This window comes from Paraburkholderia phosphatilytica, from assembly GCF_003443895.1.
In the GTDB taxonomy this organism is placed as follows: domain Bacteria; phylum Pseudomonadota; class Gammaproteobacteria; order Burkholderiales; family Burkholderiaceae; genus Paraburkholderia; species Paraburkholderia phosphatilytica.
The window spans coordinates 17,070-40,594 of the sequence record NZ_QQOA01000037.1 but is presented as its reverse complement, the minus strand read 5'-3'; the positions used below and the strand labels follow the sequence as shown (position 1 = coordinate 40,594).

The 23,525-nt window shown below is 65.6% G+C and carries 23 protein-coding genes; 17 read left to right on the top strand and 6 right to left on the bottom strand.

Annotated elements, in window-relative coordinates; genetic code table 11:
- The first annotated feature begins 56 nt into the window (after window positions 1-56).
- Window positions 57-1,409: a pyridoxal phosphate-dependent decarboxylase family protein gene (locus DVS29_RS28850; RefSeq protein WP_118183946.1), complete on the top strand. Its 1,353-nt coding sequence runs from the start codon at window positions 57-59 to the stop codon at window positions 1,407-1,409.
- A 28-nt stretch (window positions 1,410-1,437) separates the two neighbouring features.
- Here the strand turns inward: DVS29_RS28850 and DVS29_RS28845 are convergent, their stop codons facing one another.
- Complete coding sequence (locus DVS29_RS28845; protein ID WP_118183945.1) at window positions 1,438-2,499, bottom strand: LacI family DNA-binding transcriptional regulator; 1,062 nt, start codon at window positions 2,497-2,499, stop codon at window positions 1,438-1,440.
- 165 nt (window positions 2,500-2,664) lie between these two features.
- On the opposite strand from DVS29_RS28845, the gene DVS29_RS28840 reads away from it, so the two are divergent.
- The 6 genes from DVS29_RS28840 (at window position 2,665) to DVS29_RS28815 (ending at window position 7,667) form a co-directional block, all read left to right on the top strand.
- Complete coding sequence (locus DVS29_RS28840; RefSeq protein WP_118183944.1) at window positions 2,665-3,741, top strand: fatty acid desaturase family protein; 1,077 nt, start codon at window positions 2,665-2,667, stop codon at window positions 3,739-3,741.
- A 41-nt stretch (window positions 3,742-3,782) separates the two neighbouring features.
- Window positions 3,783-4,091 (top strand): MocE family 2Fe-2S type ferredoxin, encoded by a 309-nt coding sequence (locus DVS29_RS28835; RefSeq protein ID WP_118183943.1) that lies wholly within the window; start codon window positions 3,783-3,785, stop codon window positions 4,089-4,091.
- 4 nt (window positions 4,092-4,095) lie between these two features.
- Entirely contained in the window at window positions 4,096-4,947 is an 852-nt protein-coding gene (locus tag DVS29_RS28830) for a sugar phosphate isomerase/epimerase family protein (protein ID WP_118183942.1), read from the top strand.
- Between the two features lie 230 nt (window positions 4,948-5,177).
- The gene (locus tag DVS29_RS28825; RefSeq protein ID WP_240655827.1) at window positions 5,178-5,453 is read left to right on the top strand and encodes a DUF6723 family protein; all 276 of its coding nucleotides are present in this window, start codon (window positions 5,178-5,180) and stop codon (window positions 5,451-5,453) included.
- A gap of 26 nt (window positions 5,454-5,479) precedes the next feature.
- Entirely contained in the window at window positions 5,480-5,749 is a 270-nt protein-coding gene (locus DVS29_RS28820) for a DUF1488 family protein (RefSeq protein ID WP_118183973.1), read from the top strand.
- Window positions 5,750-6,128: 379 nt separating this feature from the next.
- Window positions 6,129-7,667 (top strand): methyl-accepting chemotaxis protein, encoded by a 1,539-nt coding sequence (locus DVS29_RS28815; RefSeq protein WP_118183941.1) that lies wholly within the window; start codon window positions 6,129-6,131, stop codon window positions 7,665-7,667.
- Between the two features lie 123 nt (window positions 7,668-7,790).
- On the opposite strand, the gene DVS29_RS28810 is transcribed toward DVS29_RS28815, so the two are convergent.
- Window positions 7,791-8,093, bottom strand: a complete 303-nt coding sequence (locus DVS29_RS28810) for a DUF6566 family protein (RefSeq protein ID WP_118183940.1) — start codon at window positions 8,091-8,093, stop codon at window positions 7,791-7,793.
- A 220-nt stretch (window positions 8,094-8,313) separates the two neighbouring features.
- Here DVS29_RS28810 and DVS29_RS37455 point away from each other — a divergent pair, with 220 nt between their 5' ends.
- Window positions 8,314-8,484 (top strand): hypothetical protein, encoded by a 171-nt coding sequence (locus tag DVS29_RS37455; protein WP_164708010.1) that lies wholly within the window; start codon window positions 8,314-8,316, stop codon window positions 8,482-8,484.
- Between the two features lie 122 nt (window positions 8,485-8,606).
- Here DVS29_RS37455 and DVS29_RS28805 read toward each other — a convergent pair whose 3' ends face one another.
- Both DVS29_RS28805 and DVS29_RS28800 read right to left on the bottom strand, forming a co-directional pair.
- Window positions 8,607-9,563, bottom strand: coding sequence for a PfkB family carbohydrate kinase (locus tag DVS29_RS28805; protein WP_118183939.1), 957 nt, complete (start codon window positions 9,561-9,563; stop codon window positions 8,607-8,609).
- Between the two features lie 468 nt (window positions 9,564-10,031).
- Window positions 10,032-10,889: a CPBP family intramembrane glutamic endopeptidase gene (locus DVS29_RS28800; RefSeq protein ID WP_205962534.1), complete on the bottom strand. Its 858-nt coding sequence runs from the start codon at window positions 10,887-10,889 to the stop codon at window positions 10,032-10,034.
- A gap of 302 nt (window positions 10,890-11,191) precedes the next feature.
- Here DVS29_RS28800 and DVS29_RS28795 point away from each other — a divergent pair, with 302 nt between their 5' ends.
- The 7 genes from DVS29_RS28795 (at window position 11,192) to DVS29_RS28765 (ending at window position 17,763) form a co-directional block, all read left to right on the top strand.
- Window positions 11,192-11,500, top strand: coding sequence for a hypothetical protein (locus DVS29_RS28795; protein WP_118183938.1), 309 nt, complete (start codon window positions 11,192-11,194; stop codon window positions 11,498-11,500).
- A 232-nt stretch (window positions 11,501-11,732) separates the two neighbouring features.
- Entirely contained in the window at window positions 11,733-13,889 is a 2,157-nt protein-coding gene (locus DVS29_RS28790; protein WP_118183971.1) for an ATP-binding protein, read from the top strand.
- Window positions 13,886-15,517, top strand: a complete 1,632-nt coding sequence (locus tag DVS29_RS28785) for a response regulator (protein WP_118183937.1) — start codon at window positions 13,886-13,888, stop codon at window positions 15,515-15,517. Before DVS29_RS28790 ends, DVS29_RS28785 begins: the two co-directional genes overlap by 4 nt.
- Complete coding sequence (locus DVS29_RS28780) at window positions 15,514-16,146, top strand: response regulator (protein ID WP_118183936.1); 633 nt, start codon at window positions 15,514-15,516, stop codon at window positions 16,144-16,146. Before DVS29_RS28785 ends, DVS29_RS28780 begins: the two co-directional genes overlap by 4 nt.
- Before the next feature lie 146 nt (window positions 16,147-16,292).
- The gene (locus DVS29_RS28775) at window positions 16,293-16,538 is read left to right on the top strand and encodes a hypothetical protein (protein WP_118183935.1); all 246 of its coding nucleotides are present in this window, start codon (window positions 16,293-16,295) and stop codon (window positions 16,536-16,538) included.
- 93 nt (window positions 16,539-16,631) lie between these two features.
- Window positions 16,632-16,844, top strand: coding sequence for a hypothetical protein (locus DVS29_RS28770; protein ID WP_118183934.1), 213 nt, complete (start codon window positions 16,632-16,634; stop codon window positions 16,842-16,844).
- A gap of 49 nt (window positions 16,845-16,893) precedes the next feature.
- Window positions 16,894-17,763 (top strand): hypothetical protein, encoded by an 870-nt coding sequence (locus DVS29_RS28765; RefSeq protein WP_118183933.1) that lies wholly within the window; start codon window positions 16,894-16,896, stop codon window positions 17,761-17,763.
- Window positions 17,764-17,780: 17 nt separating this feature from the next.
- Here the strand turns inward: DVS29_RS28765 and DVS29_RS28760 are convergent, their stop codons facing one another.
- Together DVS29_RS28760 and DVS29_RS28755 are read right to left on the bottom strand one after the other, a co-directional pair.
- A complete protein-coding gene (locus DVS29_RS28760) occupies window positions 17,781-18,794 on the bottom strand; it encodes a GGDEF domain-containing protein (RefSeq protein ID WP_118183932.1) in 1,014 nt (337 codons plus the stop codon).
- Window positions 18,795-19,121: 327 nt separating this feature from the next.
- Window positions 19,122-20,885, bottom strand: a complete 1,764-nt coding sequence (locus tag DVS29_RS28755) for a methyl-accepting chemotaxis protein (protein WP_118183931.1) — start codon at window positions 20,883-20,885, stop codon at window positions 19,122-19,124.
- Between the two features lie 343 nt (window positions 20,886-21,228).
- On the opposite strand from DVS29_RS28755, the gene DVS29_RS28750 reads away from it, so the two are divergent.
- Together DVS29_RS28750 and DVS29_RS28745 are read left to right on the top strand one after the other, a co-directional pair.
- Complete coding sequence (locus DVS29_RS28750) at window positions 21,229-21,825, top strand: carbonic anhydrase (RefSeq protein WP_118183930.1); 597 nt, start codon at window positions 21,229-21,231, stop codon at window positions 21,823-21,825.
- A gap of 121 nt (window positions 21,826-21,946) precedes the next feature.
- Window positions 21,947-23,515 (top strand): SulP family inorganic anion transporter, encoded by a 1,569-nt coding sequence (locus tag DVS29_RS28745; RefSeq protein WP_118183929.1) that lies wholly within the window; start codon window positions 21,947-21,949, stop codon window positions 23,513-23,515.
- The last annotated feature ends 10 nt before the right edge of the window (window positions 23,516-23,525 follow it).

Below are 23,525 nucleotides of genomic sequence, written 5' to 3'. Positions count from 1 at the left end.
CGTGCGTGCTACTTTCGTCCTGGTCACCACAACGACTGCAACGGGAGCCCTCCCGCATGGATGAAATCGCACTGCTCGCGGACGCGGATCAACGCGCTCGCCACTATCTGGCTTCGATCGGCACCGGCCGCGTGTTCCCGGATGCCGGCGCGCTAGCGGGCCTGACCGCGTTCGACGAAGCATTGCCAGACGAAGGCAAGCCGCCCGCCGACGTGCTGCGTCTGCTCGACGAACACGGCACGCCGGCCACCACCCGCTCGAACGATCCGCGCTACTTCGGCTTCGTGATCGGCGCGACGCTGCCCGCGGCGGCGGCCGCCGAGCGGCTGATGCTGGCGTGGGACCAGTGCGCGTCGTCGTTCGACAACTCGCCGCTTGCCGCCACACTCGAGCGCATCGCAGGGCGCTGGGTGGTGGACGCATTGCGTTTGCCGCACGACAGCGCGGTCGGTTTCGGCACGAGCGCGACGGCGTGCACGATGGTGGCCATCGCGGCGGCGCGGCGCGCGTTGCTCCAGCGCAAAGGCTGGGACTTCGACGGCGACGGCCTGATCGGCGCGCCGGAAGTGAAGGTCGTGATCTCCGAGCTCGCGCACGTTACCGTCAAAAAAGCACTGCGCGTGCTCGGCTTCGGCATGAAACGCGTCGTGATCGCGCCGGTCGATGCACAGGGACGCATCGATCCTGACCGTCTGCCGCCGCTCGACGACATGACGATCCTGTGTATGCAGGCGGGCGAGGTCAATACCGGTGAGTTCGATCCGTTCGCGGCCGTGATTCCGCGCGCGAAAGCGGCGGGCGCATGGGTTCACGTGGATGGTGCGTTCGGGCTGTGGGCGAGGGCGTCGTCGAAAGCTTCGCTTACCGAAGGAATCGAACTCGCGGACAGCTGGACCACCGACGGCCACAAGTGGCTCAACACGCCGTACGACGGCGCGATGGTGATCTGCCGCGATGCCGCCGCGCTCGCCGCGGCGATGAACAGTGACGCCGTTTATCTGACCGGCGCGCACGATGCGCAAAAGAACCTGAATCTGGAGTTTTCGCGGCGGGCGCGCGGCATTCCGGTCTGGGCGGCGTTACGTTCGCTCGGTCGTGCGGGCGTCGCGAGTATGGTCGACCGTCATTGCGCGCAGGCGTCGCGCATTGCCGCAGGATTGCGGGCGGGCGGCTTCGACGTGCTGAACCGCGTCGTGATCAATCAGGTGCTGGTGCGTGCCGCAACGGACGAGCAGACCGTCGCGATCCGCGAGGCGGCTCAGGCATCCGGCGAGGTGTGGTTCGGCGCGACCGTCTGGCAGTCGCGGCCGGCGTTCCGCATCAGCGTGTCGTCGTGGCGGACCACGGACGAACACGTGGACCGGCTCGTCGAACTGCTTTGCACATTGCGCGGCCAGTACGCGGGGTGATGCGGGTTGACGTGAGCAACGCGCGGCGTCAGGCAAGCAGATACGGGCTATGCCTGACGTTGGCCGAGCAGAATACGCGGAATTCCACCGGCTCGTTGGCGGGCGCTTCATCGACGATCCCGCACGCGTGCAGCACGTGCTGCAACGCCGAGATCACCTGGCCGTCCGGGTCCTGGTCGATCGCGATATCCATGATGCCGGCCTCGATGTACTGGCGATGCGCGTCGAACATCTCGTGCCCGACCCACGTTACGCGACCCGCAAGCCCCGCCTTGCGCAGCGCCGCTTCGATGCCGGCCGAACCATAGCCGGTGCTGTAGATCCCGGTCAGCTGGCCGCGTTTGATCGCCGCGTTCACCACGCGATAGCAGCGGTCGTCCTGATCCAGCGACTCGATCGATGACACCTCGCAGATCAGATGGCCGAAGTGCTCGCCGAGCTCCGCGCGGCACCCTTCGACGCGATCGACGTGTGCGCGGTAGTCGAGCCGCCCCGGCAGCAGCAGCACGCGGCCCGGCTTCGCGAGCCGCCCGATGAAGTAGCCGGCCGTGCGGCCCGCGCGGTGATTATCAATGCCCGCGTAGTGCAGCCGCTCGATGCCGCCGATGTCGGTGACCATCGTCGCGACCACTTCGCCGCGCGCGATCGCGGCCGCGAGCGCCGCGCGCACTTCGGGCGTGTCCTGGGTCGTCACGATCAGCGCGGCGCGCGGGTGGCGCGAGCGGCCGAGCGTCTGCGGCAGGCGTGCTTCGTCGGCGGCGGACAGCAGCGTGCGATGCACGACCACGCGCCGGTCGAGCATCTGCATCGAACGCTGCAGCGCCTGGCGCAGGCGGTTGAAGAACGGCGTGTCGTTCTCGGGCAGCAGGATGTCGATATGCACGAGCCCATGCTGCGTGTCCGGCAGGAGGCGCGGCACCGCGAGCTGCTTCGCGGCCGCGACCACCCGTTCGCGCGCCTTCGCCGATACGCTGCCACGCTCGTTCAGCACGCGGTCCACGGTGGTCGTGCTAACGCCGGCAAGCTCCGCGATTTCGACGAAGCGCGCGGTGCGCTTGCGCCAGCGCGGCTGGGCATCCTCTGCTGACACGGGCTTGGTCCTCCTCGATCTGGAGAAAGCAGGTTCATTCCCAACCTATCGAAATGGCGAAATTTCGTCAATCCTCCCGTTGAGACCGGGCCGCCGCTGGCCTATTTTTCATCACACGAGCTCCGTGGCAGACGAACCGGAGCCAACCCGGATCAGGAGACACAGGTGGCCCATACGGAGACAGATGCGCGCTCATCCTCTGCTGCGCGCGACGCTTACCGGCTGATTGGCGGTGCTGGAGACCGCGCGCAGGCCGCGGGACTCGTGAATGCCGACTGGTACAAGTGCGCCGTGCCGCGCCCGGTGATGAAGCAGTTGATGCAGCGCAACGATGCGCAGGCAATCCGCGATACGGCGCTCTGGTATGCGGCTATCGCCGTGAGCGGCGTGCTGGCCGGGCTCGCGTGGTTCGCGCATTCGTGGTGGGCGATCCCGGCGTTCTTCGTGTACGGCACGCTGTATTGCAGCCCGGCGGATTCGCGCTGGCACGAGGCCGGCCATGGCACCGCGTTCAAGACGCGCTGGATGAACGATGCGCTGTATCAGGTCGCGTCGTTCCAGGTGTTCCGCCGGGCGACGGTCTGGCGCTGGAGCCACGCGCGTCATCACACGGATACGCTCGTCGTGGGCCGCGATCCGGAGATTGCCGCGCAGCGTCCCACCGACTGGCTCGGTCTCGCGCTCAGCATCTTCGCGATCAAGCACGTGTCGCACGAACTGCCGAAAATGGTGAGCGCCGCGTTCGGCCGCGTCGGCGCGGAAGAAGAGACCTTCATTCCCGCATCCGAATGGCCGAAGGTGGTTCGCGAGGCGCGTATCAGCCTCTCCGTCTACGTGCTCGTGATTGCCGCGTGCATCGGTTTCCGGTCGGTGCTGCCGCTGCTCTATATCGGGCTGCCGAGCCTGTACGGCGGGTGGCTCTATCTGTACTTCGGTCTCACGCAGCATGCGGGCATGCCGGAGAACGTGCTCGATCATCGCCGCAACTGCCGCACGGTGCGGATGAATCCGCTGTTCCGCTTCCTGTACTGGAACATGAACTACCACGTCGAACACCACATGTTCCCGATGGTGCCGTTCCATGCGCTGCCGAAACTGCACGAAGTGGTGAAGCACGACATGCCGCCGCCTTATAGCAGCAGCCTGGCCGCGTACGCCGAGATTATTCCGGCGCTGGTGCGGCAGACGCGCGATCCGTCGTATGCGGTTGCGCGGCCGGTGCCGGGCGCCGCGCAGGCCTGAGGTCGCACCACACGACACCACAACGACACATGGAGACGAACATGACGCAATGGATCGATGCCGCCGCTTTCGACGATATCGAAGACGAAGACGTGATGCGCTTCGACCACGCCGGCCGCACCTTCGCGATCTACCGGGTCGACGATCACGTCTACGCGAGCGATGGCCTCTGCACGCACGAGCAGGTGCATCTGAGCGACGGGCTCGTGATGGGGCATGTGATCGAATGCCCGAAGCACAACGGCCGCTTCGACGTGCGCGATGGCCGTCCGCTGTGCACGCCGGTCTGCGAAAAACTGCAGACGTATCCGGCGAAAGTGGAAGGCGGCCGCATCCTGATCGAGGTCTGACGCGATGGGACAGCAACTGCTCGTCTTTCAATCGATGTGGGCGATGGAGCGCCGTCATAGCGACGGCCACGAGCGCACGCTCGAAGAGAATCTGCGGATGATTTCGGAGGCGGGCTTCGATGGCGTGAGCGCGCACTATACGAATCGCGACAGCGTGCGGCGCCTCGCGGAATTGCGCAACGCGTACGGGCTGCAGGCGGAAGGGCAGTGCTTTCCCAGCACGATCGACGACCTGCAGCCGGCGCTCGAGAATGCGGTCGAGTTCGGCGTGCATCATCTGGACCTGCAACCCGACGTGCGCCCTCGTACCGTCGCGGAAAGCGTGAAGCTGCTGGATGGCTGGCAGCGTCTTGCCGAGCAGACCGACATACCCGTGTACATCGAAACGCACCGCGACCGGATGACCACGGACCTGTACTTCACGCTCGATCTGCTCGACGCGCGCCCGAACCTGAAGCTGCTCGGCGATATCTCTCACTACTTGGTGGGGCGCGAGTTCGCGTGGCCCGTCTCCGACGAAAACCACGCGCTGATGCATCGCATCCTCGACCACTCGTGGGCCTTTCACGGACGCGTGGCGAGCCGCGAACAGGTGCAGATCGAACTGTCGTTCGAGCCGCACCGGATGTGGGTCGACCTGTTCCTCGACTGGTGGCGCTATGGCTTCGCATCATGGCGGCGCCGCGCGGGTCCGGATGCAACCCTCACGTTCACCTGCGAACTGGGACCGAAGCCCTACGCGATCATCGGCCGCGACGGCAACGACACGACCGACCGCTGGGCGGAATCGCTGCTGCTGCGCGACTGGATTCGCGCGGTCTGGCAGGAAACGGCACAGGAAGCGCAGCCTGCGTGACCTGACCATGCAACCCCGTTTACCCCTTCGGTAAAGCCCTCTCCGCAGAATGCGACGACTGTAGAAAACCCGCACCGGGCAAGCGCCAGGCGCTTGCCCGAAACGCCGCAATTTCGGACACCCGCAGTCTCTTCCAAGTTCATCGCGCTTTCTCTAGGCTCCTAGGAAACAGGCGCGCGGCATGCAGTTGCCGCTGCAAAAGCCTCGGTCCAATCATGACGGAGAGGCGCATGGCAAGGTGGAATCTGACGCAGCAGACCGATGCGTTGCAGCCGGTCGTGCTGACCGTTTCGGACTATCGGATCTCGGCGGCCTATCGCGTCGCCAGTGCGAGCCGGTTTTACGGAACGCTGAAAGTAACGCGCAAAACCGATGGGAGACGGCTGTTTCCCTATGCGGGTGCACCCGATATCGGCCCGTTTGAAACGGGCTACGAAGCGAAGATGGCAGCGGAGCAGTTTGGCATGAAGCTGGCAGAAGCCGACATCCTCGCACCGGAGCGATGACCGTCGAGTGTTGCCTGGAGATTCAGATGAGACTGGCGTTGCTGGACCGTAGCGCGGCCCAACGGGCGGGCTTGAGATTTTCGATCGTCGTGCGCGGGGAGCAGATCGAGTGCTTTATCTCGCGCGATGCGTTGGAGCAGCACTTCTGGCTGACCCACGATGCGGACGACGCACGGCTCCAACGCGTTTTCGAGGACGGCTATGAACGGATCGCGGCTGCCGCCGAGCGCAAGGTGCTGGCGGGCGCTCGCGCCGACGTCGTGCTGTTCGCCGCCGATTTCGGCAACGGGCGTTAGCCGGCGCTTTCTCTATTCAATGACGCTGCGATTCTTCAGACCTGTGTGCGCCACGGCGCAACGGGCGCTAAGCGCGTGCCCCAAAAAAAATGGCGGACATAAGGTCCGCCGGCTGAAAGAGAACGGGGGCGATGTCATGCCCCGTCCTCAATATAGCTCAGCAAACGCAAATGGGTGACGTACGAAACTTGACCGTTCCGTACAGTTTCGTACGATTTAACAGCGTAGCAATCGGTGTTCCCGACCACACGTGTACGAATTGGTTAAAGCGCCGGCGGGGTATGCCGTTATCAAGGACACGATTCAATTCGCATGTGGTCGACCTCGTTCGACGCGCAGCGCAGTGTTCAACTCCTCCCGATAACTCGACATTCCTCACATGAAGGACCTTTCTATCCGCGCGCGCCTTGCGCTCTGCATGGCGTTGCTTGGCGCGCTTCTCGTTGCTTCCGTTTCGCTCGGTCTCTACGGAATGAAGCTCATCGACGAGTCAGTCTCCGATCTTGCGGAGAACTCATTGCCAGGCGTCGATGCGCTGGCCAACGCTGAAATTTTCATGGCGCGCAGCCGTCTCGTGTTCGACCGCATTGCCTTGCAACCTCAGTCACCGGATGTGCCGAACCTCGAAAAGCGCGGTGTCGACCTGCTGGATCAGTCCGATCAATACTTCAACCGCTATGACAGGATTCCGCGAGGCGCGGACGAAGACGCGCTGGCTTCCAGGCTGAAGCAAAGCCGCGCGGACCTGCGCAAGCTGATCGGCGATTTCAGCACGGCGATTGCGGGCTACAACCAGGGCGAGATCAATCGACTTTCGCTGGACGCGTTGCCCGCATCCTATGACCGCATGGTCCAGGCATCGACGGCCCTCAAGCAATTCCAGGTGAGCGACGCAGCAGCCCAGCAAGCGGCGAACCAGGCGCGTTACCGGAGGCAGCAGATCCTCGGCTTCGCCTCGGTGCTGGTGGGCATCGCCGCGGCATTCGGCGGATGGTTCTTTCTTCGCGCCGCAATCGTGGGACCGCTCGCCGAAGCATTGGCGCATCTCGACGGCATTGCGCGTGGAGATCTGACGCGTTCGGTCCGCATCCATCGCGAAGACGAAATGGGGCAGTTGCTGCTCGGTGTCGACCGTATGCGTGAGAAGCTGGCCCTGACCGTGGGCAGCGTGCGCAGCGGCAGCGAAACCATCGCAACGGCCACCCGCCAGATTGCCGCCGGAAACACCGATCTCTCGTCCCGCACCGAAGAGCAGGCGGCGTCGCTGCAGGAAACCGCGGCCAGCATGGAAGAACTCACGGCGACGGTCAGACAGAACACCGAGAACGCGCAGCAAGGCAGCGCGCTTGCGGATAACGCGTGTCAGGTGGCCGCTCGCGGCAATGAGATCGTGCGGGAGGTCGTCGAAACGATGATGGGTATCGAGGAAAGCTCGAGCAAGATCGCCGACATCATCGGTCTGATCGAAGGCATCGCGTTCCAGACCAACATTCTCGCGCTCAATGCCGCCGTCGAGGCTGCGCGCGCGGGCGAGCAGGGTAGAGGTTTCGCGGTCGTCGCCGGGGAAGTCCGTTCGCTTGCGCAACGCTCCTCGACCGCTGCGGGCGAGATCAAGGAACTGATCGTCACGTCCGGCGAACGGGTCCGGACAGGCAGTGGACTCGTGAATCGCGCCGGGGCGAACATGACGGAAATCGGCACCGCGATTCAGCGTGTGACCGACATCATGAACGAAATCTCGGCAGCGTCGACTGAGCAAAGCCGCGGCATCGAGCAGGTCAATCAGGCGATCACGCAGATGGACCAGGTGACGCAGCAGAACGCGGCGCTCGTGGAGCAGGCTGCTGCGGCGGCGGGCGCGATGAGCGATCAGGCCGAACAGCTTCGAGGCGAAGTGTCGGTTTTCCAGTTGCCTTGAGCGCGGCCTTGTCGCGCTGACCGCCACGCGACGCCCTGATCGATCCTGCGAGCAGGGCGCGCCCGGCTTCAGCACCGCAAATTTCTCGATCGGCATCTTGACGAGAAAGTGCTCGACGCACGATCAGCCCTCAGGCCGTTGTCGATCGATGCGAACACGCGCGCGTTCCACGCCGTCGCGCACTGCTTCTTCCCGCGTCGCCCATTCGGGCACGATCGGGTGGTCGTCGGGTAATACCGCGTCGGTCCGGTGCGAGTGGATATGCACGTGCGGGATCCACGCTCCCTCGCTGTTCTGCCATGCGGTGACGGTAACCGCGTGACCGCGATAGTCGAACTGCCCGATGTGTTGGGCCTCGCCGGGTGTCGTCTTTTCAGGGCGGTTTTCGCGCAAGCCAGGCTTCGTCGGATCTGCGATGGACGGCATAACGAGTCTCCTTGCTGAAGCGAACTGCATACGAAGAAGGCCGCATCGATCGTTCCTTTGCCTTGGCACAAAGACAAGGCTCGCTGTGCCGTCTGTGAGCAACACATGTTCCGTCCGGCGCACGTACGCTGGCGCCGTCATCGTGCGCGGTGGAATGCAGCATGCGGGTGCGTTCCTGCATCATGCGATAGCAGGAGGCCACCATGTTCGAGAGAGGGGGATGACGATGATGGACATAGAGGCGCTCAACTCGATTGCCGCCCGTGACGTCCGGATCATGGACGCGGTGTACCGGACCCGCGCTGCGCTCGTCCACCGTAACGGGATGCGCGTGCAGTGCGAGGGCCGCCAGCAGGCACACTCGATTTCCATGAGGAGATCGACCTGCTGACGGAAGTGCTGGAATTGATCGGGATCGATCCTTCACGCGCGCCGACGCCAACGCGCCGCGACCTGAGCGGCGGTGGCCGCATGAATTGAAACCGCGTCTGTCACACGGTCTTCAGGCGGCGTTCATGCACAGGCTCCGCAATCGAGCGTGCGCGCATGGCGCTCGACGTCATCGCGAGCCGGATACGCCGGTTGCGAGCCGAAGGTCTTCACGGTGAGATTGGCCGCGGCCGTCGCGAACCGCGCGGCCTGCCCGACCGGTTGATGCTCCGCCAGCGCCACTGTCAACGCGCCGCAGAACGCATCGGCGGCGCCGGTCGTATCGACGGCGTCGATCGCCTGCGTCGAGATCGTGAATGCGCCATCGGCGTGCGCGACGACACAACCGCCGTCGCCGAGCTTCACGCATGCGATGCCGATGCCATGCTCGTGCAGCATGCGGGCAGCCGCGAGCGCGCTGTCCTCGTCGTGCACGTCGATGCCGGTCAGCTGCTGCGCTTCCTCCGGGTTCGGCGTGGCGGCGAGCAGCTTCGGCCACTGTTCGCGCATGCGTTCGGTACCGGCGCGTTCAGGTGGGGTGGGGTCGAGCACGACGCGCAGATTGCGGCGCACGGCCTCCTCGACCAGCGCTTCGCAGGCCGGCTGCGCGATCTCGCAGTCGATCGCGACCACGCTGTCGCGCGGCGCGCGGCCCAGCGCGCGTAGCGCGGCGTCGAGATCCGGCTGCGGCCAGACGTTGTTCGCGTTGTGCGCGAGCACGATGTGCTTCCTGCCTTCGGGCGGCACGAAGATCATCGACACGGCAGTGGGTTCCCCATGCGCGATCCGCACGCCCGAGACGTCGACGCCCATGTCGCGCAGCGGATGCAGTGCCTCGTCGCCGAAGTCGTCGTCGCCCACCATGCCGATCAGCCTGCTGTCATGACCGAGGCGTCGCGCGACGAACGCGACATTCGCGGCCTTGCCGCCGGCGAGCCGCATGAAGTCTCGCGCGGTGAGCATGTGCTGGTTGCCGATGCGGCTGTCCACACGCATTTGCAGATCCACATTGATGCTGCCGATGCTGATGATCGTCGTCATATCGCCACGGGTTCCTTGGGGCCCGTCGCGCTGCCTGCCGTTTTCGCGATGCGAGGCGACGTCGAACGAGCTTCGAATTATCCTTGCATCCCGCAACGCGCGTGCCGCCCGCGCGCAGGCCCGCGCTACCGCGGCCCGCGAGGTGGCACGCCGGATGCGCGCGTACGCCGATCACCACGGAGTCGCAGTAATTACCCATTGCGCTGTAAAAGCGCGTCAGTCGACAGTGGATTGATGGGCGCAAAAAAGGCGGTCCCCCCAGGAGTGGGAGAGACCGCCGCACAAACGCCTTTAGAGAAACACGCCCCTCAAGGAACCAGAGAGGGACAGGGCTAGTATAGGAAGCCGTTTGAAGGGTTGCGCAGTACGAAACCGGGCTGTTTCGCACGGGCTTTCGGATCGGAATGAGATCGGCTTACTGGGGGTGCCGGTCGCTACGCGCGTTTTACGATTACCTGGCGATCCTGACTACCCGCCGGCCGCCGTCTGCAGCATCGGATACGTGAAGAGAAAGAACTGCGCGGCGTTGAGCCCGACGTGCGCGAGCATCGCGGCCGGCAAGCCGCCGCGCCGATACGCGAACCCGTAGCCGGTGCCCGCCACGGTGGCGAGCAGCACCCATCGCCATCCGCCTGCCGCGTGAGCGAGCCCGAACAGCACGGCGGCTGCGCCTAGCGCGAACCATTCGCCTTGCGGACGGCGCCGCAGCAGGCGGGTCAGGCCGCCCTGCAGATAGCCGCGGAACAGCGCTTCTTCGGCCAGCGTGACCAGCACGAGATTGTTCAGCAGCCACAGCACGCTATTGGCGGGCAATTTCGGCGCCCATCGCACGACGTGAAGGAGCGTCGCGAGCCCAAGGCACGCGAGCGTCGTCACCAGCAGACACGCGAGGCCCGCGGCGAGCGAGGTGCGCCAGCTATGAGGACGCCGGATCCATGGAATCACCAGCAGCAGCCAGAAGGCGACGAGCGGCTTGTCCAGGTTCAGATACATCGTGAATGGCACCGCATCCGGCGTCAGACGCACCGGACCGATCACGTGTGGATTGTGGAAGCCCGGCATCCAGTGCAGGCAGAGCGCGACCGCGAGCGTGACGAAGAGCGCATGGCCGCTCGCGCGAACGGCACGCGGATGATGCGGCGACACGGCATAAGCGGCCAGCACGAGCAGCGCGATCGAGATGCCGGCCAGCGCGTCCACCTGGCCCATCGTCAGCGCGGCGGAGTAGCCGAGCGCGAGCAGCGTCAGCCCGAGCCACTGCAGCGCCGGGGCCCAGCTGGCCGGCGCGGCGAGAAAGATGGCGATCCACGGTAACGAAAGCAGCATGAGTGGTCCGGATGATGCGGTGCGGTTCGGCCGAGACCAGGCCGCGCGACCTCGCAAAGTGCGACAGCATAACCGAAGTCGCGGGCCGCGGATTTTCCGCAGAAAGTGCCTGAAATGACGGTTTTCGAAAGCTTCCAGCCACGCGCTGTGCGAGCCTTCGCACGGCGCGGTTCGGAGTCAGGATTTCCTGACGCGCGAATCAGGACCTCCCTTCATCGTTTGCAGGTCAGGACGACTGTCGTGCCGTCTGGCCAGGTTCATGATGGTTCAAGGCAATCTGCGATTCTGGTGAGGGCTGCACGATGGTTTCGTATCTATTGGACCGCAAGGTGCGCGTCGAAGAGGTGAACACGATCTGCCTGCGCCTGTTCGATGCGTGGTGCGAAACCCGCAGCGTCACGCCGCTGATTTACCTGATGCACTGCTGGCCGATGTCGGACAGCTGTTCCGGCGCGATACGCCGCCTGCGGGAAACGATGGTCGACCTGCGCCGTTATCACCCCGATACGCTCGACGTGTACACCGAAACGACCTTGAGCGAACTCGCCGATTGTCTCGATGAACTGATCGACCGGCCGGAGGTGCCGGCAAGACTGTCGCTCGCCAGCTGAAGCGGCAGGCGTAACCCGCGCAAGTTCGCAGCACGGCACCGAGGGCCCCGCGCGTCTGACGCAAAGGGAAAGCCGGGCTACGGACCCGCGCAGAACGCGGTATTCGTCTGAACCGGATGAGCCCGGGGTTGGCGGCATCCGGAAGTATCGCGCGCCAACGCGTTGCCGAGAATGCGTGGTTCGGCAACGAGTGCACAATATGAAAATCAGAGTCGGAGCACTCGTGGGCATCATGACTTTCGACAGATTGGGCGCCTGGTGGAAGCCCGTACGTCGCCTGCGCCATAGCGTCGTGCTGCGGCTGCTCGCGACGGTGTTCGCGTTCAGCTGCGCCATCACGCTCATCCTCACGGTTCTCCAGCTCCATCGCGACTACGACGCCGGCATCGCGCGGATCAGCGAGCGTCTCGTCGACGTCGATCGCAGCTATCGCGACAGTCTCGGCGAGGCGCTGTGGCGTCTCGATCAGCCGCAGATCCAGCTCGAACTCGACGGCATCCTGCGGCTCGCCGATATTCGCGCGGCGGAAGTGCGCGAAACGAAAACGGTGGCCGTACCGATGGTCGTCACTGCCGGCGGGCGCGCCACGAACATGGCCGTGTCGCGCGAATTTCCGCTCGTCTACCGCGTGCAGGGCAAGGAGCAGCGCATCGGCACGCTGTATGTCGAAGCGACGCTCGCGAATCTCTATCACGACCTCACGCGCACCGCGCTCGTGATTCTCGTGAGCCAGGGAGCGAATACGTTTCTCGTTTCACTGTTCACGATTTACATCATGTCGCGGCTCGTCACGCGTCATCTGACCGCGATCGCGCGGACTGTCGGCGACTACGATTTTCATGAGGCGCCGCAACCGTTCCGTCTGCAGCGCTCGCCGCCCGCGTGGCCCGACGAACTCGACCGCATGGTGGCCGCGTTCAACGCGATGGGCACGCGCCTGCACCGCGCGTATCTCGACGAACGCGAAGCCGCCGCCGAACGCGAAGCGCGCCAGCTCGCGGAAGCGGCGAACCGCGCGAAGGGCGAGTTCCTCGCGAACCTCAGCCACGAACTGCGCACGCCGCTGAACGGCATCCTCGGCTATGCGCAGATCCTGCGGCGCGATCCCGCGCTCGACGAGCGGCAGCGCGACGGCGTCGCGGTGATCCAGCATAGCGGCGAGCATCTGCTGACGCTGATCGACGAGACCCTCGACTTCGCGAAGATCGAGGCCGGCAAGCTGCGCATCGAGATCCGCGACGTGCTGCTCGGCGATCTCGTCGCGGCGATCCGTCAGATCGTCGCGGTGAAGGCGGAGCAGAAGGAGCTCGGCTTCGTCTGCCGGATCGCGGACGATGCGCCGGCCGGCGTGCGCGCCGACGAACGGCGGCTGCGTCAGGTGCTGCTCAATCTGCTGTCGAATGCGGTGAAATTCACGGACGCGGGCAGCGTGAGCCTCACGATCGGCCGTGGCGCGAACGGCGCCGCGCGCTTCGACGTGCGCGACACCGGCATCGGTGTGGGAGCCGATCAGTACGAGACGATCTTCATGCCGTTCGAGCAGGTGGGCCGGCGCGAGCGGCACACCGGCGGCACGGGGCTCGGCCTCACCATCAGCCGTCAGTTCGTGCGCGCGATGGGCGGCGAGCTGCAGGTGGAAAGCCGGCTCGGCGAAGGCAGCCTGTTCTGGTTCGAGCTGCCGGCCGCGTTCGCCGAGCCGGACTTGCCGGCCGGGCGGCCGTCCGCTATCGTCACGGGCTACGAGGGGCCTCGCCTCAAGGTGCTGGTGATCGACGACGTGCAGGTGAATCGCGCGGTCGTCGTCGAGCTGCTGGGCCGGCTCGGCTTCATGGCGAGCGAAGCCGGGTCGGGCGCGGAAGGGCTCGAGAAGGCACGTAAAGAACAACCCGAACTGATCCTCACCGACATCGTGATGCCCGGCATCGATGGTCTCGAAGTGACGCGCATGATCCGCGACGATCCCGCGCTCAGGCACATCCCGATCATCGGGCTGTCGGCGAGCCCGTCGGCGGTGGCGGGTGATGGCGGCCGCGAGAGCGGCATCAGCGCGTTCGTGTCGAAGCCGGTCGATTTCGACGCGCTGCTCGCGAAGATGGCCGCGCTGCTCGAACTGCAGTGGACCTACGCGCCGGCTTTGGACGAAGCCGCGCCGCTCGACCTCTCACCCGAAGCACGCTTCGAGGTGCCGGTTGCGCAGATGGACGAGCTGTACCGCCTTGCGCGAGAAGGCAACATGCGCGACATCGTGCGCTGGGCCGAACACGCGGCCGCCGCGGATCCCTTGCATGCGCCGTTCGCTGCGCGCCTGCGGCAGCTCGCGAAGGCGTATCAATCGAAGCGTATCCTGCAGCTGGTCGAGCAGCATCTCGCGGGGGACGCCACGTCATGAGCGACTACCCGAAGTCGGCGGATGCGCCCGCCACGATCCTGATCGCCGACGATACGCCGGCCAATCTCGGCGTGGTGATGGACAACCTCGCGGAGCGCGGCTTTCGCGTGCTGGTTGCACTCGATGGCCCGGAGACGCTCGAACGCGCGCGCTTCTCGCAGCCCGACCTGATCCTGCTCGACGTCCGCATGCCCGGCATCGACGGCTTCGAGACCTGCCGGCGGCTCAAACAGGACGAGCGCACGCGCGACATCTCGGTGATCTTCATGACGTCGCTGACGGGCAGCGAGGACATGGTGGAGGGTTTCTCGGCGGGCGGCGTCGACTACGTGACGAAGCCGGTGCGCATCGACGAGATGATGGCGCGCGTCAACACGCACCTCGCGCTGCGCGCGATGCATCGCCAGCTGGTTGCGCAGAACCGGCAGCTGCTCGACGAAGTGGCGGTGCGGCAGCGCGCCGAAACCGAGCTGTCGAAGGCGCGTGACGAACTCGAACGCCGCGTCGTGCAGCGCACGCACGAACTCGCGCGCGCGAACGTCGACCTGCTCGCGCAGATCGACGAGCGGCGCCGCATCGAAGCACGTCTGCAGGCAAGCGAAGCGCGGTTTCGCGCGATCGTTGAGACGAGCCCGATCGCGCTGTGCATCACCGCGATGCCGAGCGGCGATATCCGCTACACGAACGAACCGCTGCGCGCGCTGTTCGGCATCGATGCAAACGCCGACGAGGGCGGCAATATCGTCGACTTCTACGTCGACCCCGCCGAGCGCGAACTGCTGATCCGCCATCTCGCCACCGAGGGCAGCTTCCGCAATCACGAGGTGGAGTTCCGCCGCGCGGACGGCTCGCGCTTCTGGGCGATGCTGACCGCGCGCGTCGCGACCTATGACGACGAGCCGGCCATTTATGTCGGACTCCATGACATCTCGATGCGCAAGCGCATGGAGCAGGAGCTGTTTGCGTCGCGCGAGCAGCAGCGCGAGCTGTCGGCCTACATGGAAGGCATTCGCGAAGACGAGCGCAAGCGTATCGCGCTCGAGGTGCACGACGAACTCGGCCAGTTGCTGACCGCGCTGAAGATGGACCTGTCGCTGCTGAAGATGCGGCTGTCCGACGACCCCGAAGCGGTCAAGAAGGCCGACGATATGCGCGAGCTTGTCGAAGGCACGATCTGGATGGTCCGCAACGTTGCGAGCCATCTGCGGCCGGCGGCGCTAAACTTCGGCATCGTGTCGGCGCTGGAATGGCTGTCGGAAGAGTTTACGCGGCGCAACAGCATTCCGTGCGAACTGCGGGTGGAAGGCAGCGAACCGGCGCTGCCCGACACCCACGCGACGGCGCTGTTCCGCATCGTGCAGGCGTCGCTGACCAACGTTGCGCGGCACGCGGCAGCGCAGCATGTGGACGTGACGCTCGTGGCGCGCGACGGCTCGCTCGAACTGCGGGTGCAGGACGACGGCCGCGGCTTCGACCAGGCTGCGGCGCGCGAAGGCTATTCGTACGGATTGCTCGGCATGACCGAGCGGGCCAGGCTGATCGGCGGTTCGCTGCACATCGACAGTCAGCCGGGCGACGGCACAACGATTTCGATACACATACCGCTGGAGAACGGCAACAGTTCATGATCAAGATCCTCATTGCCGACGACCACGCCATCGTGCGCGGCGGGCTCAAACAGATCATCGCGACGACCACCGATATCGTCGTGACGGGGGAGGCAGCGCAGGGTTCCGAAGTGGTCGAGAAGCTGCGCACCATCGAGGTGGACCTCTTGCTGCTCGACATGACGATGCCCGGCATCAGCGGCGTCGACCTGATCCGCCGCGTGCGCGCGGACCAGCCCGCGCTGCCGGTGCTCGTGCTCAGCATCCACAACGAGGCGCAGGTCGCGTCGCGCGCGCTGCGGGCGGGCGCAACCGGCTACGTGACGAAAGACAGCGATCCTGAAGTGCTGCTCACCGCGATTCGCAAGCTCGCGGACGGCGGCCGCTTCATCGACCCGAAGCTCGTCGACGCGATGGTGTTCGAGAAGCATTCGGGCGACGTGCCGCCGCACGAGATTCTGTCCGACCGCGAATTCCAGGTGCTGCAGATGCTCGCGGCGGGCAAGAGCATCAACGACATCGCGGACGCGTGCGCACTGAGCGCGAAGACCATCAGCACGCACAAGATGCGGCTGATGCAGAAGCTCGGCCTCGCGAACAACGCGGAAGTGATCCGCTACGCGATCCGTCACGGCCTGATTTCCGAGTAGCGAGGCGGCCCGATTTTTCGCGTTCCGCGGCGCAGGAAATCCTGACAGGTGAACCAGCTATTTCCCAGGGAACTATCCTCCGGTCCCGATGGAACCGCGCATTCCGACTGCCTACGATACTTACAACGGACGGTGGGAGTGCGGTGATGGCAGCGCGGCAGTCTTTGCGGGTGATCGTCGAGAAGTGGCTTGGCTCGACGCGCGAGCAGACCATTCGGGTGCTGGCGGTGCATCGGTCGCGTTCCGGCCGGATCCTGAGCGTGTGTGTCGAGGCGCATGGCGCAACCGGCCCTCGCACGCTGTTTTTCTTTTGCCATGCCGACCGCGGATGGCAGGTTTTCCCGCCGGACGGCATGCGTCCGGCGCTGAACCTGGAAAGGCTGGCCGCGTGAGTGGAGCGCGCGTGCTGGCGGGAGGATGACCCTCCGCGGCAGGGCAGTGACGGTATGGCATGGCGGACGAGAGCGCGTCCACGGAGACTCCAGATGGAAGAGTACGCGACCGAAGAAGTATTGCCGCAGTATGTGGTGGAACTGCGCGACTGGATGAGCCAGTGGTACGACCACGCGGTCGCGGTCGGCTTCATCGAACCACCTTTCCTGCTCGACGATTCGAACGCGGAGCGCCTCGAAGGCTACTTCGTCGTCGGGCTCACGCCTGCCGAAGGTGCGCAGGCATTCTTCGGCACGGTTCATTGAACGACGCCGGTATCGGCGGCACGCCCCGGCGCTAGCCGGTCTTTCCTCTATGCATCGAAGGCGTTTCATTGGTGCGGCCGTGGGCGCCGCGGGCATCGTACTGTCTTCCAGAGCAGCCGCCGAACCGTTCGAAATCGTGTATCCCCGCATCCGCAACGGCGGCGACGTGCACGCGGCCTTTGCGCTCGCGACGCTCGACGTGGCGATGAAAGCCGCCAATGCGACCTGCACCACGCGCCAGGCCGACGTCGTGATGGAACGCGGCCGCGCGCTCGCCGAACTCGCCACGGGCAACACGATCAATCTGCACTGGACCAGCATGGACGCGCAGGCCGAGCGCAACCTGAACGCGGTGCATATTCCGATTCATCGCGGGCTGATCGGCTACCGGATCTTCCTGATCCGGCGCGAACGCCAGCCGGAGTTCGCGAAGGTGCAGACGCTCGACGATCTGCGCGCGTTGACGGCCGGGCAGGGACTCAGCTGGGTCGATACCCTGGTGCTGCGCAACGTAGGCCTCAAGGTGCAGACGGCGACTTACGAGAACCTCTTCGGCATGCTCGAAGCCGGTCGCATCGACTACTATCCGCGCGGCGTGATCGAGGCCTTCGCCGAAGCCGACGCGCATCGCGACGATGCGCCGCATCTGACGGTCGAGCAGCATCTGCTGCTGACGTACCGGTCGGATTTTTTGTTCTATGTGACGCCGGCGCAGCCGCGGCTCGCGGAGACAATCGCGCGCGGCTTCGCGGCCGCGTATCGCGACGGCTCGTATATGCGCCTGTTCAACACGCATCCGTATATCCAGAACGGGCTGAGACAGGCGCGGATCGCGGAGCGCCGGGTGATCCAGCTCGACAATCCGTATCTCTCGGATGCGGACCGCACGATACCCGGCGTGTACTGGATGGGCGGCTAGCGGCCGCCGGACGATGGTCAGGCGGGCTTGCGCAGCCGGCGGCCGCGTTTGTCTTCGTACATCGCCTTGTCGGCCATCGAGATCGCGTGGTCCGGCGTCCAGTCGGACGCGGCGGCGATATAGCCGACGCTTGCGCCGCGATAGTGCAGCTCGACACCGTCGATGTCGATGCTGCCGACGAGCGAGTCGGATACGCGGCGCGCCATCGTCACCGTCGCGTCGCACGCCACGCCGGCGTCGCGCGGGCCAGGCCCGACGATCGCGAATTCATCGCCGCCGAGCCGCGCCAGCATGTCGGACTCGCGCACCGCGAGGCCGATGCGGCGCGCGCAGGCCTGCAGGAAGCGGTCGCCGGCAGCGTGGCCGAACGTGTCGTTGATTTCCTTGAAGCCGTCCAGATCGATCACGCCGACCATCACGTGCGAGCCTTCGCGCGCGGCGCGCGCGAGCAGCCGGGCCAGTTCGTCGAGCAGCGAGCGACGGTTCGGCAGGCCGGTGAGCGCATCGGTCAGCGCGTGTTTCGCGAGGTGTTCGTTCGATGCGCGCAGCTGGTTCACGAGCATCTCGCGTTCGATGTGCTGCGCGATCAGCTTCGAGAACAGGTTCAGCGCGCTGCGCGAACGGTCGCTGAAGCTATGGTTGTCCTGGCTTGCCGCGCACAGCGTGCCGACCAGCAGGCCAGTGCTCGTGTAGATCGGGGAGCTTGCATAGGTGCGGATGCCGAGCTGGGCCGCGGCTTCGGAGTCGCCCCAGCACGATTCGACGTCGGCGGTGAAGCTGCGGCCTTCATCGATCGAGCGCTTGCACAGCGTGTCCGACCACGGCACTTCCAGGCCTTCGGGAATTTCCATTTCGCCGCTGTTGCGCGCGAACTGCACCAGCTGCACGCCGCCGTCCAGATCGATCGAGGTGAGGTAGGTGGATTCGAGGCCGGTGACCGTTTCGAGCATTTCGAGCAAGGGCCGCGTGAGTTCCTCGAGACTTTTCGCTGACGAGACCGATTCGGAGAGTCGGGCGAGTAACCAGTCCATGCATCACCTTGGGGCTGTCGAAGTCGGATCGAAGGGCTGAAGCGGGTAGATCACTATAAGGCGAAGTTCCTGACGTTACCAGCATTGTCGAGCGAAGCGCGGCGGTTTCGTTTCGGTTGCGCGCAGACGGACGTGCCTGTCATGTATTTGCAAGCATCGGTGGCGGGAATTCTGTGGACTGCCTAAGAAGATGCGACGCGAAGATGCGACGCGAAGGCGTGATGCGGATGGAGCGCGATGCGATGAAACAGGCGCTTCAATGAACGCATCGCCGGCTCGATACTGCAGCCGGCGATGCGTGGGGTCCTGCGTAATGTGAGAAGGTGGTCAGAAGGTGTTCCAGCCGTCGTCGGCGCCGGCGGCAACCGGTTGCGCCTTCGCTTGCGCAACGCTGCTCTGCTGCGGGCGCGAGACGGCCGGCGCCGGGCGGCGTGCCGGAGCCGCCGAAGGCTTCGCCACGGCTTTGGCAGTCACGCTGGCGCGAACGACAGCCTTTGCTTTTGCTGCACGACCGCTATCCGCCGTCTCCAGCCGGAACGAACCGACCGCCGACGTCAGATGCTGGCCTTCTTCCTCGAGCGAGCGCGATGCGGCGGCCGCTTCCTCGACGAGCGCGGCGTTCTGCTGCGTGACCTCGTCCATCTGCGTGACCGCTTCGCTGATCTGCGTGATGCCGCGGCTCTGCTCGCGCGACGCGGCCGCGATCTCGCCCATGATGTCGGTGACGCGCGCAACGGCCTGGGTCACATCCGTCATCGTGCGGCCCGCTTCGTCCGCGAGCGACGCGCCGTCGCTGATCTTCTGCACCGACGCCGAGATCAGATCCTTGATCTCCTTCGCCGCCGTCGACGACCGCTGCGCGAGGCTGCGCACTTCGCTCGCGACCACCGCGAAGCCGCGGCCCTGATCGCCCGCGCGAGCGGCTTCGACCGCCGCGTTCAGCGCGAGAATATTGGTCTGGAATGCGATGCTTTCGATGATGCCGGTGATATCGGCCACCTTGGTCGAGCTCGCGTTGATGTCGTTCATCGTGTCGACGACCTGCGCGACGACCGAGCTGCCGCGATGCGCGACTTCCGATGCGTTCGCGGCGAGCGTGCTGGCCTGCTGCGCGTTCTCGGCATTCTGCGACACGGTCGAGGTCAGCTCTTCCATGCTCGACGCGGTTTCCTGCAGCGACGACGCCTGCTGCTCGGTGCGCGTCGACAGTTCGGCATTACCGGCCGCGATCTGGCTGGAGCCATCCGCGATGCTGGTGGCCGACTGACGCACCTGGCCGATCAGGCGCACGAGGCTCGCCTGCATGTCGCCCATCGACGCGAGCACGCTGCCTTGCGGCGCGTGCTCCGCGCCGGGCAGCGAGCTCAGATCGCCCGCCGCGACGCGGCGCGTCAGTTCGCCGAGCGTGCCGGGTTCCGCACCGAGCGAGCGGGTCAGGCTGCGCGTGATCAGCAGCGCACCGAGCACGGCCGCTGCGACCGCGGCGAGCGACAGGCCGATCAGCGTGATGCGCTGGCTGCGGTAGTGCTCGGCGGCCTCTTCCATCATGCTGGCGGCCTGCGTGTGCGCGTACGCGCTGTACGCATCGGTTGCCTTGATCAGCGCGGCGAGGAGCGGCCGGCACTGGTCGTCCATCATCGTGATCGCCTGGTCGTGCTGGTTGTTCAGCGCGGCGTTGACGATCGCGAGCGCGACGGGACCGTACTGCTGCTCGACGCGATCGATACCGGCGACGAGATCCTTGCCTTGCTGGTCGGAGTCGCCGGAGTTGGCCACGCGGTCCTTCAGCTGGGTGAGGGCGCTTTGCACGTCTTCATGCGACTGCGTGACCGCCGCCTTTTCGAGCGCGATGTCGTCCGCCTTCGTGACGAGCACGAGGTTGCGTGCCGCGATCGCGCGGCGGTCGACAGCAGTGCGTACCTTCTCCGAGAGTTCCGCTCTCGCGCTGATGCCGTTCACGTACGTGTCGAAGCGCGCGTTTTCGCTCGACAGCGCATTCAACGCCAGCACGGACACCAGCACCACCAGTGCCGCGAGCGAGCCGAACGCAATCGACAGCCTGTTGCGTACCGTCATGTTTCCCATCCCCATTGCTATTCCCCAGCTGTTTAATTGATCGCGACGGATAGCGTGTAGAGCTTCCATCGTCTTTCGCTGTATCGGAGGGGCCGGAGCGAACCTTGAGAGATGTTTTGTACGCAAATCGTTTGCGCGAGCGTATACCCCGAGAGCGTAGGCGGCGCGCGGGATTCCTCCGATGAAACGTGCGCGGGCGCAGTGCACTCCGAAGTGCACGCATTACGCATCAATTCGCGCGGCCGTGATTTTTTTGTGGAACCAAACCACCGAAAGCTTTTCGTAAACATCGTTTGAGCCCCGCCGGACGCGGCGGGTGAGGCCATTCCTTCGTCCCGACATCTTCGGAGCCTGATCGATGAACCATCCGAAACGCCTGCTTCTCGCCAACCTCGCGTGGTCGACTGAAATCGCGACCCGCGAGCCCACCTTCTTCTCCACGCTCGCGCAGGGCCAGCAGCCACGGGTGCTGTGGATCGGCTGTTCGGACAGCCGCGTGCCCGCGGAGCGCATCACGAACGCGCAGCCCGGGGAACTGTTCGTCCACCGCAACATCGCGAACCTGTTCACATCCGACGACGGCAACGCGTCGAGCGTCGTCGAATATGCGGTGCATGCGCTGCACGTCGAGCACATCATCGTGTGCGGTCACCATCATTGCGGCGGCGTGCGTGCGGCGCTGTCGCCGCCCGCGGATGCACTGCCGCTCGTGAACCGCCGCATCGCCGGCCTGCGGGAGCTCGCGCTGCGGCACCGCGCCGAGCTCGACGCGATCGACGACTTCGACGAGCGCGTCGATCACTTCGTCGCGCTGAACGTGGTCGAGCAGGTGCGGTTGCTCGAAGCGTCGCCTATTGTGCGAGCCGCGAAACGCCGGCCACAGGTGCATGGCTGGGTATTCGGCCTGCGCGAAGGCCGGCTGATGCAGCTGACCGACATGCGCGACGCGGCCTGAACGGCGCGCGCTCTCGCCACCTCTCTCACTGTGGATCGCACGCCGCGCGGCCAGGCCGCCGCGGCGCGTCCGCGCACGCATCCTGAACACCGGCACCTCTTTATTTCGACAGCGAATCCCTATGCATAGCCAACCCTTCATCGATCTATCGAACCTGCGCAGCGACCTGTTCGCGGGCATCGTGGTGTTTCTGGTCGCGCTGCCGCTGTGTCTCGGCATCGCGACGGCGTCCGGCGTCGAGCCGTTCGCCGGGCTCGTGTCCGGCATCGTCGGCGGTCTCGTCGTCGCGCTGCTGAGCGGTTCGCAGCTGAGCGTCAGCGGACCCGCCGCGGGGCTCGTCGTGATCGTCGTATCGGCGATCGCTTCGCTTGGCAGCTTTTCCGCGTTTCTCGCCGCCGTGCTGATCGCCGGCGGTCTGCAACTGGTGTTCGGGATGCTGCGAGCGGGGCGGCTCGCGAGCTTCGTGCCGGTGCCCGTCATCAAGGGCATGCTGGCATCGATCGGCCTCATGCTGATCGTCAAGGAAGTGCCGCTCGCGGCGGGCTGGTCGGCATCGGGCCAGGGCGCGGCGGCCGCGAGCGCAGCCTCGATCGCGACGCCGTTCGGCACGATCTCGCTGACGCCGCTCGTGCTGGCGCTGGCGTCGGTCGCGCTGCTGTTCGCGTGGGACACGCCGCGCGCGAAGCGCTTCGCACTCGTGCGCGCGTTGCCGGGGCCGCTCGCGGTCGTGGTGCTCGGCGTCGCGGTGACGCTCATCGCCGACGCGTTCGCGCCGTCGCTCTCACTGCCGCGCGAGCATCGCGTGGCGCTCGACTCGTTCGGCTCGTTCGCTGCGTTGACGGATGCGTTCTCGATGCCCGACTTCGAGCAGCTGATCAACGCGGACGTATGGCGCGTCGCGCTGACGCTCGCGGTGGTCGCGAGTCTCGAAACGCTGCTGAGTCTCGAAGCGGTCGAACAGATGGATCCGCTGCGCCGTCGCGCGTCGCCGGATCGCGAGCTCAAGGCGCAGGGCGTCGGCAACATGGTCGCGGCGGTGCTCGGCGGCCTGCCGCTGACGGCCGTGATCGTGCGCAGTTCCGCGAACCTGAACGCCGGCGCGCGCACGCGCCTGTCGGCTGTCGTGCACGGTGTGCTGCTGCTCGTCAGCGTGTTCGCGCTGACCGCGGTGCTGAACCTGATTCCGCTCGCGTGTCTCGCGGCGATCCTGATCCAAACCGGCTACAAGCTCGCGAAGCCGGCGCTCTTCATCGCGTTGATGCGTGAAGGCACCGACCGGATCGTGCCGTTCGTCGCCACCGTCGTCGGCGTGCTGGCCACCGACCTGCTGATCGGCATCGGGATCGGCATTGCAGTCAGCACGTTGCTTGCGGTGCGCGCGAATCTCCACGATACGTTTGCGCTGACGCAGCACGATAACCACTTTCTGCTGTCGTTCCGCAAGGATGCGTCGTTTCTCGCCAAGCCGATGCTGATGCGTTGTCTCGCGCAGATACCGGACGAGGCGAGCGTGCTGGTCGACGCCGAGCGCGCCGATTTCATCGACCGCGACATTCGCGAGACGCTCGACCGTTTCATCGCCGACGCGCCGCGCCGCCGCATCGCGGTCGACAGCGTCCGCTGGCCCGATGCGGCGCGTGCGGTAAAAAAGCGGCGTCCGCTGTGGGCGCCAGCGCCGCGCACGATGTGAAGCGCGAAGC

What these genes read in the sequence shown, in the direction of transcription:
- DVS29_RS28850 (WP_118183946.1), top strand. Translation starts at nt 57, where the DNA reads ATGGATGAAATCGCACTGCTCGCGGACGCGGATCAACGCGCTCGCCAC.
- DVS29_RS28835 (WP_118183943.1), top strand. Translation starts at nt 3,783, where the DNA reads ATGACGCAATGGATCGATGCCGCCGCTTTCGACGATATCGAAGACGAA.
- DVS29_RS28830 (WP_118183942.1), top strand. Translation starts at nt 4,096, where the DNA reads ATGGGACAGCAACTGCTCGTCTTTCAATCGATGTGGGCGATGGAGCGC.
- DVS29_RS28825 (WP_240655827.1), top strand. Translation starts at nt 5,178, where the DNA reads ATGGCAAGGTGGAATCTGACGCAGCAGACCGATGCGTTGCAGCCGGTC.
- DVS29_RS28820 (WP_118183973.1), top strand. Translation starts at nt 5,480, where the DNA reads ATGAGACTGGCGTTGCTGGACCGTAGCGCGGCCCAACGGGCGGGCTTG.
- DVS29_RS28815 (WP_118183941.1), top strand. Translation starts at nt 6,129, where the DNA reads ATGAAGGACCTTTCTATCCGCGCGCGCCTTGCGCTCTGCATGGCGTTG.
- DVS29_RS28810 (WP_118183940.1), bottom strand. Translation starts at nt 8,093, where the DNA reads ATGCCGTCCATCGCAGATCCGACGAAGCCTGGCTTGCGCGAAAACCGC.
- DVS29_RS37455 (WP_164708010.1), top strand. Translation starts at nt 8,314, where the DNA reads ATGACGATGATGGACATAGAGGCGCTCAACTCGATTGCCGCCCGTGAC.
- DVS29_RS28805 (WP_118183939.1), bottom strand. Translation starts at nt 9,563, where the DNA reads ATGACGACGATCATCAGCATCGGCAGCATCAATGTGGATCTGCAAATG.
- DVS29_RS28800 (WP_205962534.1), bottom strand. Translation starts at nt 10,889, where the DNA reads ATGCTGCTTTCGTTACCGTGGATCGCCATCTTTCTCGCCGCGCCGGCC.
- DVS29_RS28795 (WP_118183938.1), top strand. Translation starts at nt 11,192, where the DNA reads ATGGTTTCGTATCTATTGGACCGCAAGGTGCGCGTCGAAGAGGTGAAC.
- DVS29_RS28790 (WP_118183971.1), top strand. Translation starts at nt 11,733, where the DNA reads ATGACTTTCGACAGATTGGGCGCCTGGTGGAAGCCCGTACGTCGCCTG.
- DVS29_RS28785 (WP_118183937.1), top strand. Translation starts at nt 13,886, where the DNA reads ATGAGCGACTACCCGAAGTCGGCGGATGCGCCCGCCACGATCCTGATC.
- DVS29_RS28780 (WP_118183936.1), top strand. Translation starts at nt 15,514, where the DNA reads ATGATCAAGATCCTCATTGCCGACGACCACGCCATCGTGCGCGGCGGG.
- DVS29_RS28775 (WP_118183935.1), top strand. Translation starts at nt 16,293, where the DNA reads ATGGCAGCGCGGCAGTCTTTGCGGGTGATCGTCGAGAAGTGGCTTGGC.
- DVS29_RS28770 (WP_118183934.1), top strand. Translation starts at nt 16,632, where the DNA reads ATGGAAGAGTACGCGACCGAAGAAGTATTGCCGCAGTATGTGGTGGAA.
- DVS29_RS28765 (WP_118183933.1), top strand. Translation starts at nt 16,894, where the DNA reads ATGCATCGAAGGCGTTTCATTGGTGCGGCCGTGGGCGCCGCGGGCATC.
- DVS29_RS28760 (WP_118183932.1), bottom strand. Translation starts at nt 18,794, where the DNA reads ATGGACTGGTTACTCGCCCGACTCTCCGAATCGGTCTCGTCAGCGAAA.
- DVS29_RS28755 (WP_118183931.1), bottom strand. Translation starts at nt 20,885, where the DNA reads ATGGGGATGGGAAACATGACGGTACGCAACAGGCTGTCGATTGCGTTC.
- DVS29_RS28750 (WP_118183930.1), top strand. Translation starts at nt 21,229, where the DNA reads ATGAACCATCCGAAACGCCTGCTTCTCGCCAACCTCGCGTGGTCGACT.
- DVS29_RS28745 (WP_118183929.1), top strand. Translation starts at nt 21,947, where the DNA reads ATGCATAGCCAACCCTTCATCGATCTATCGAACCTGCGCAGCGACCTG.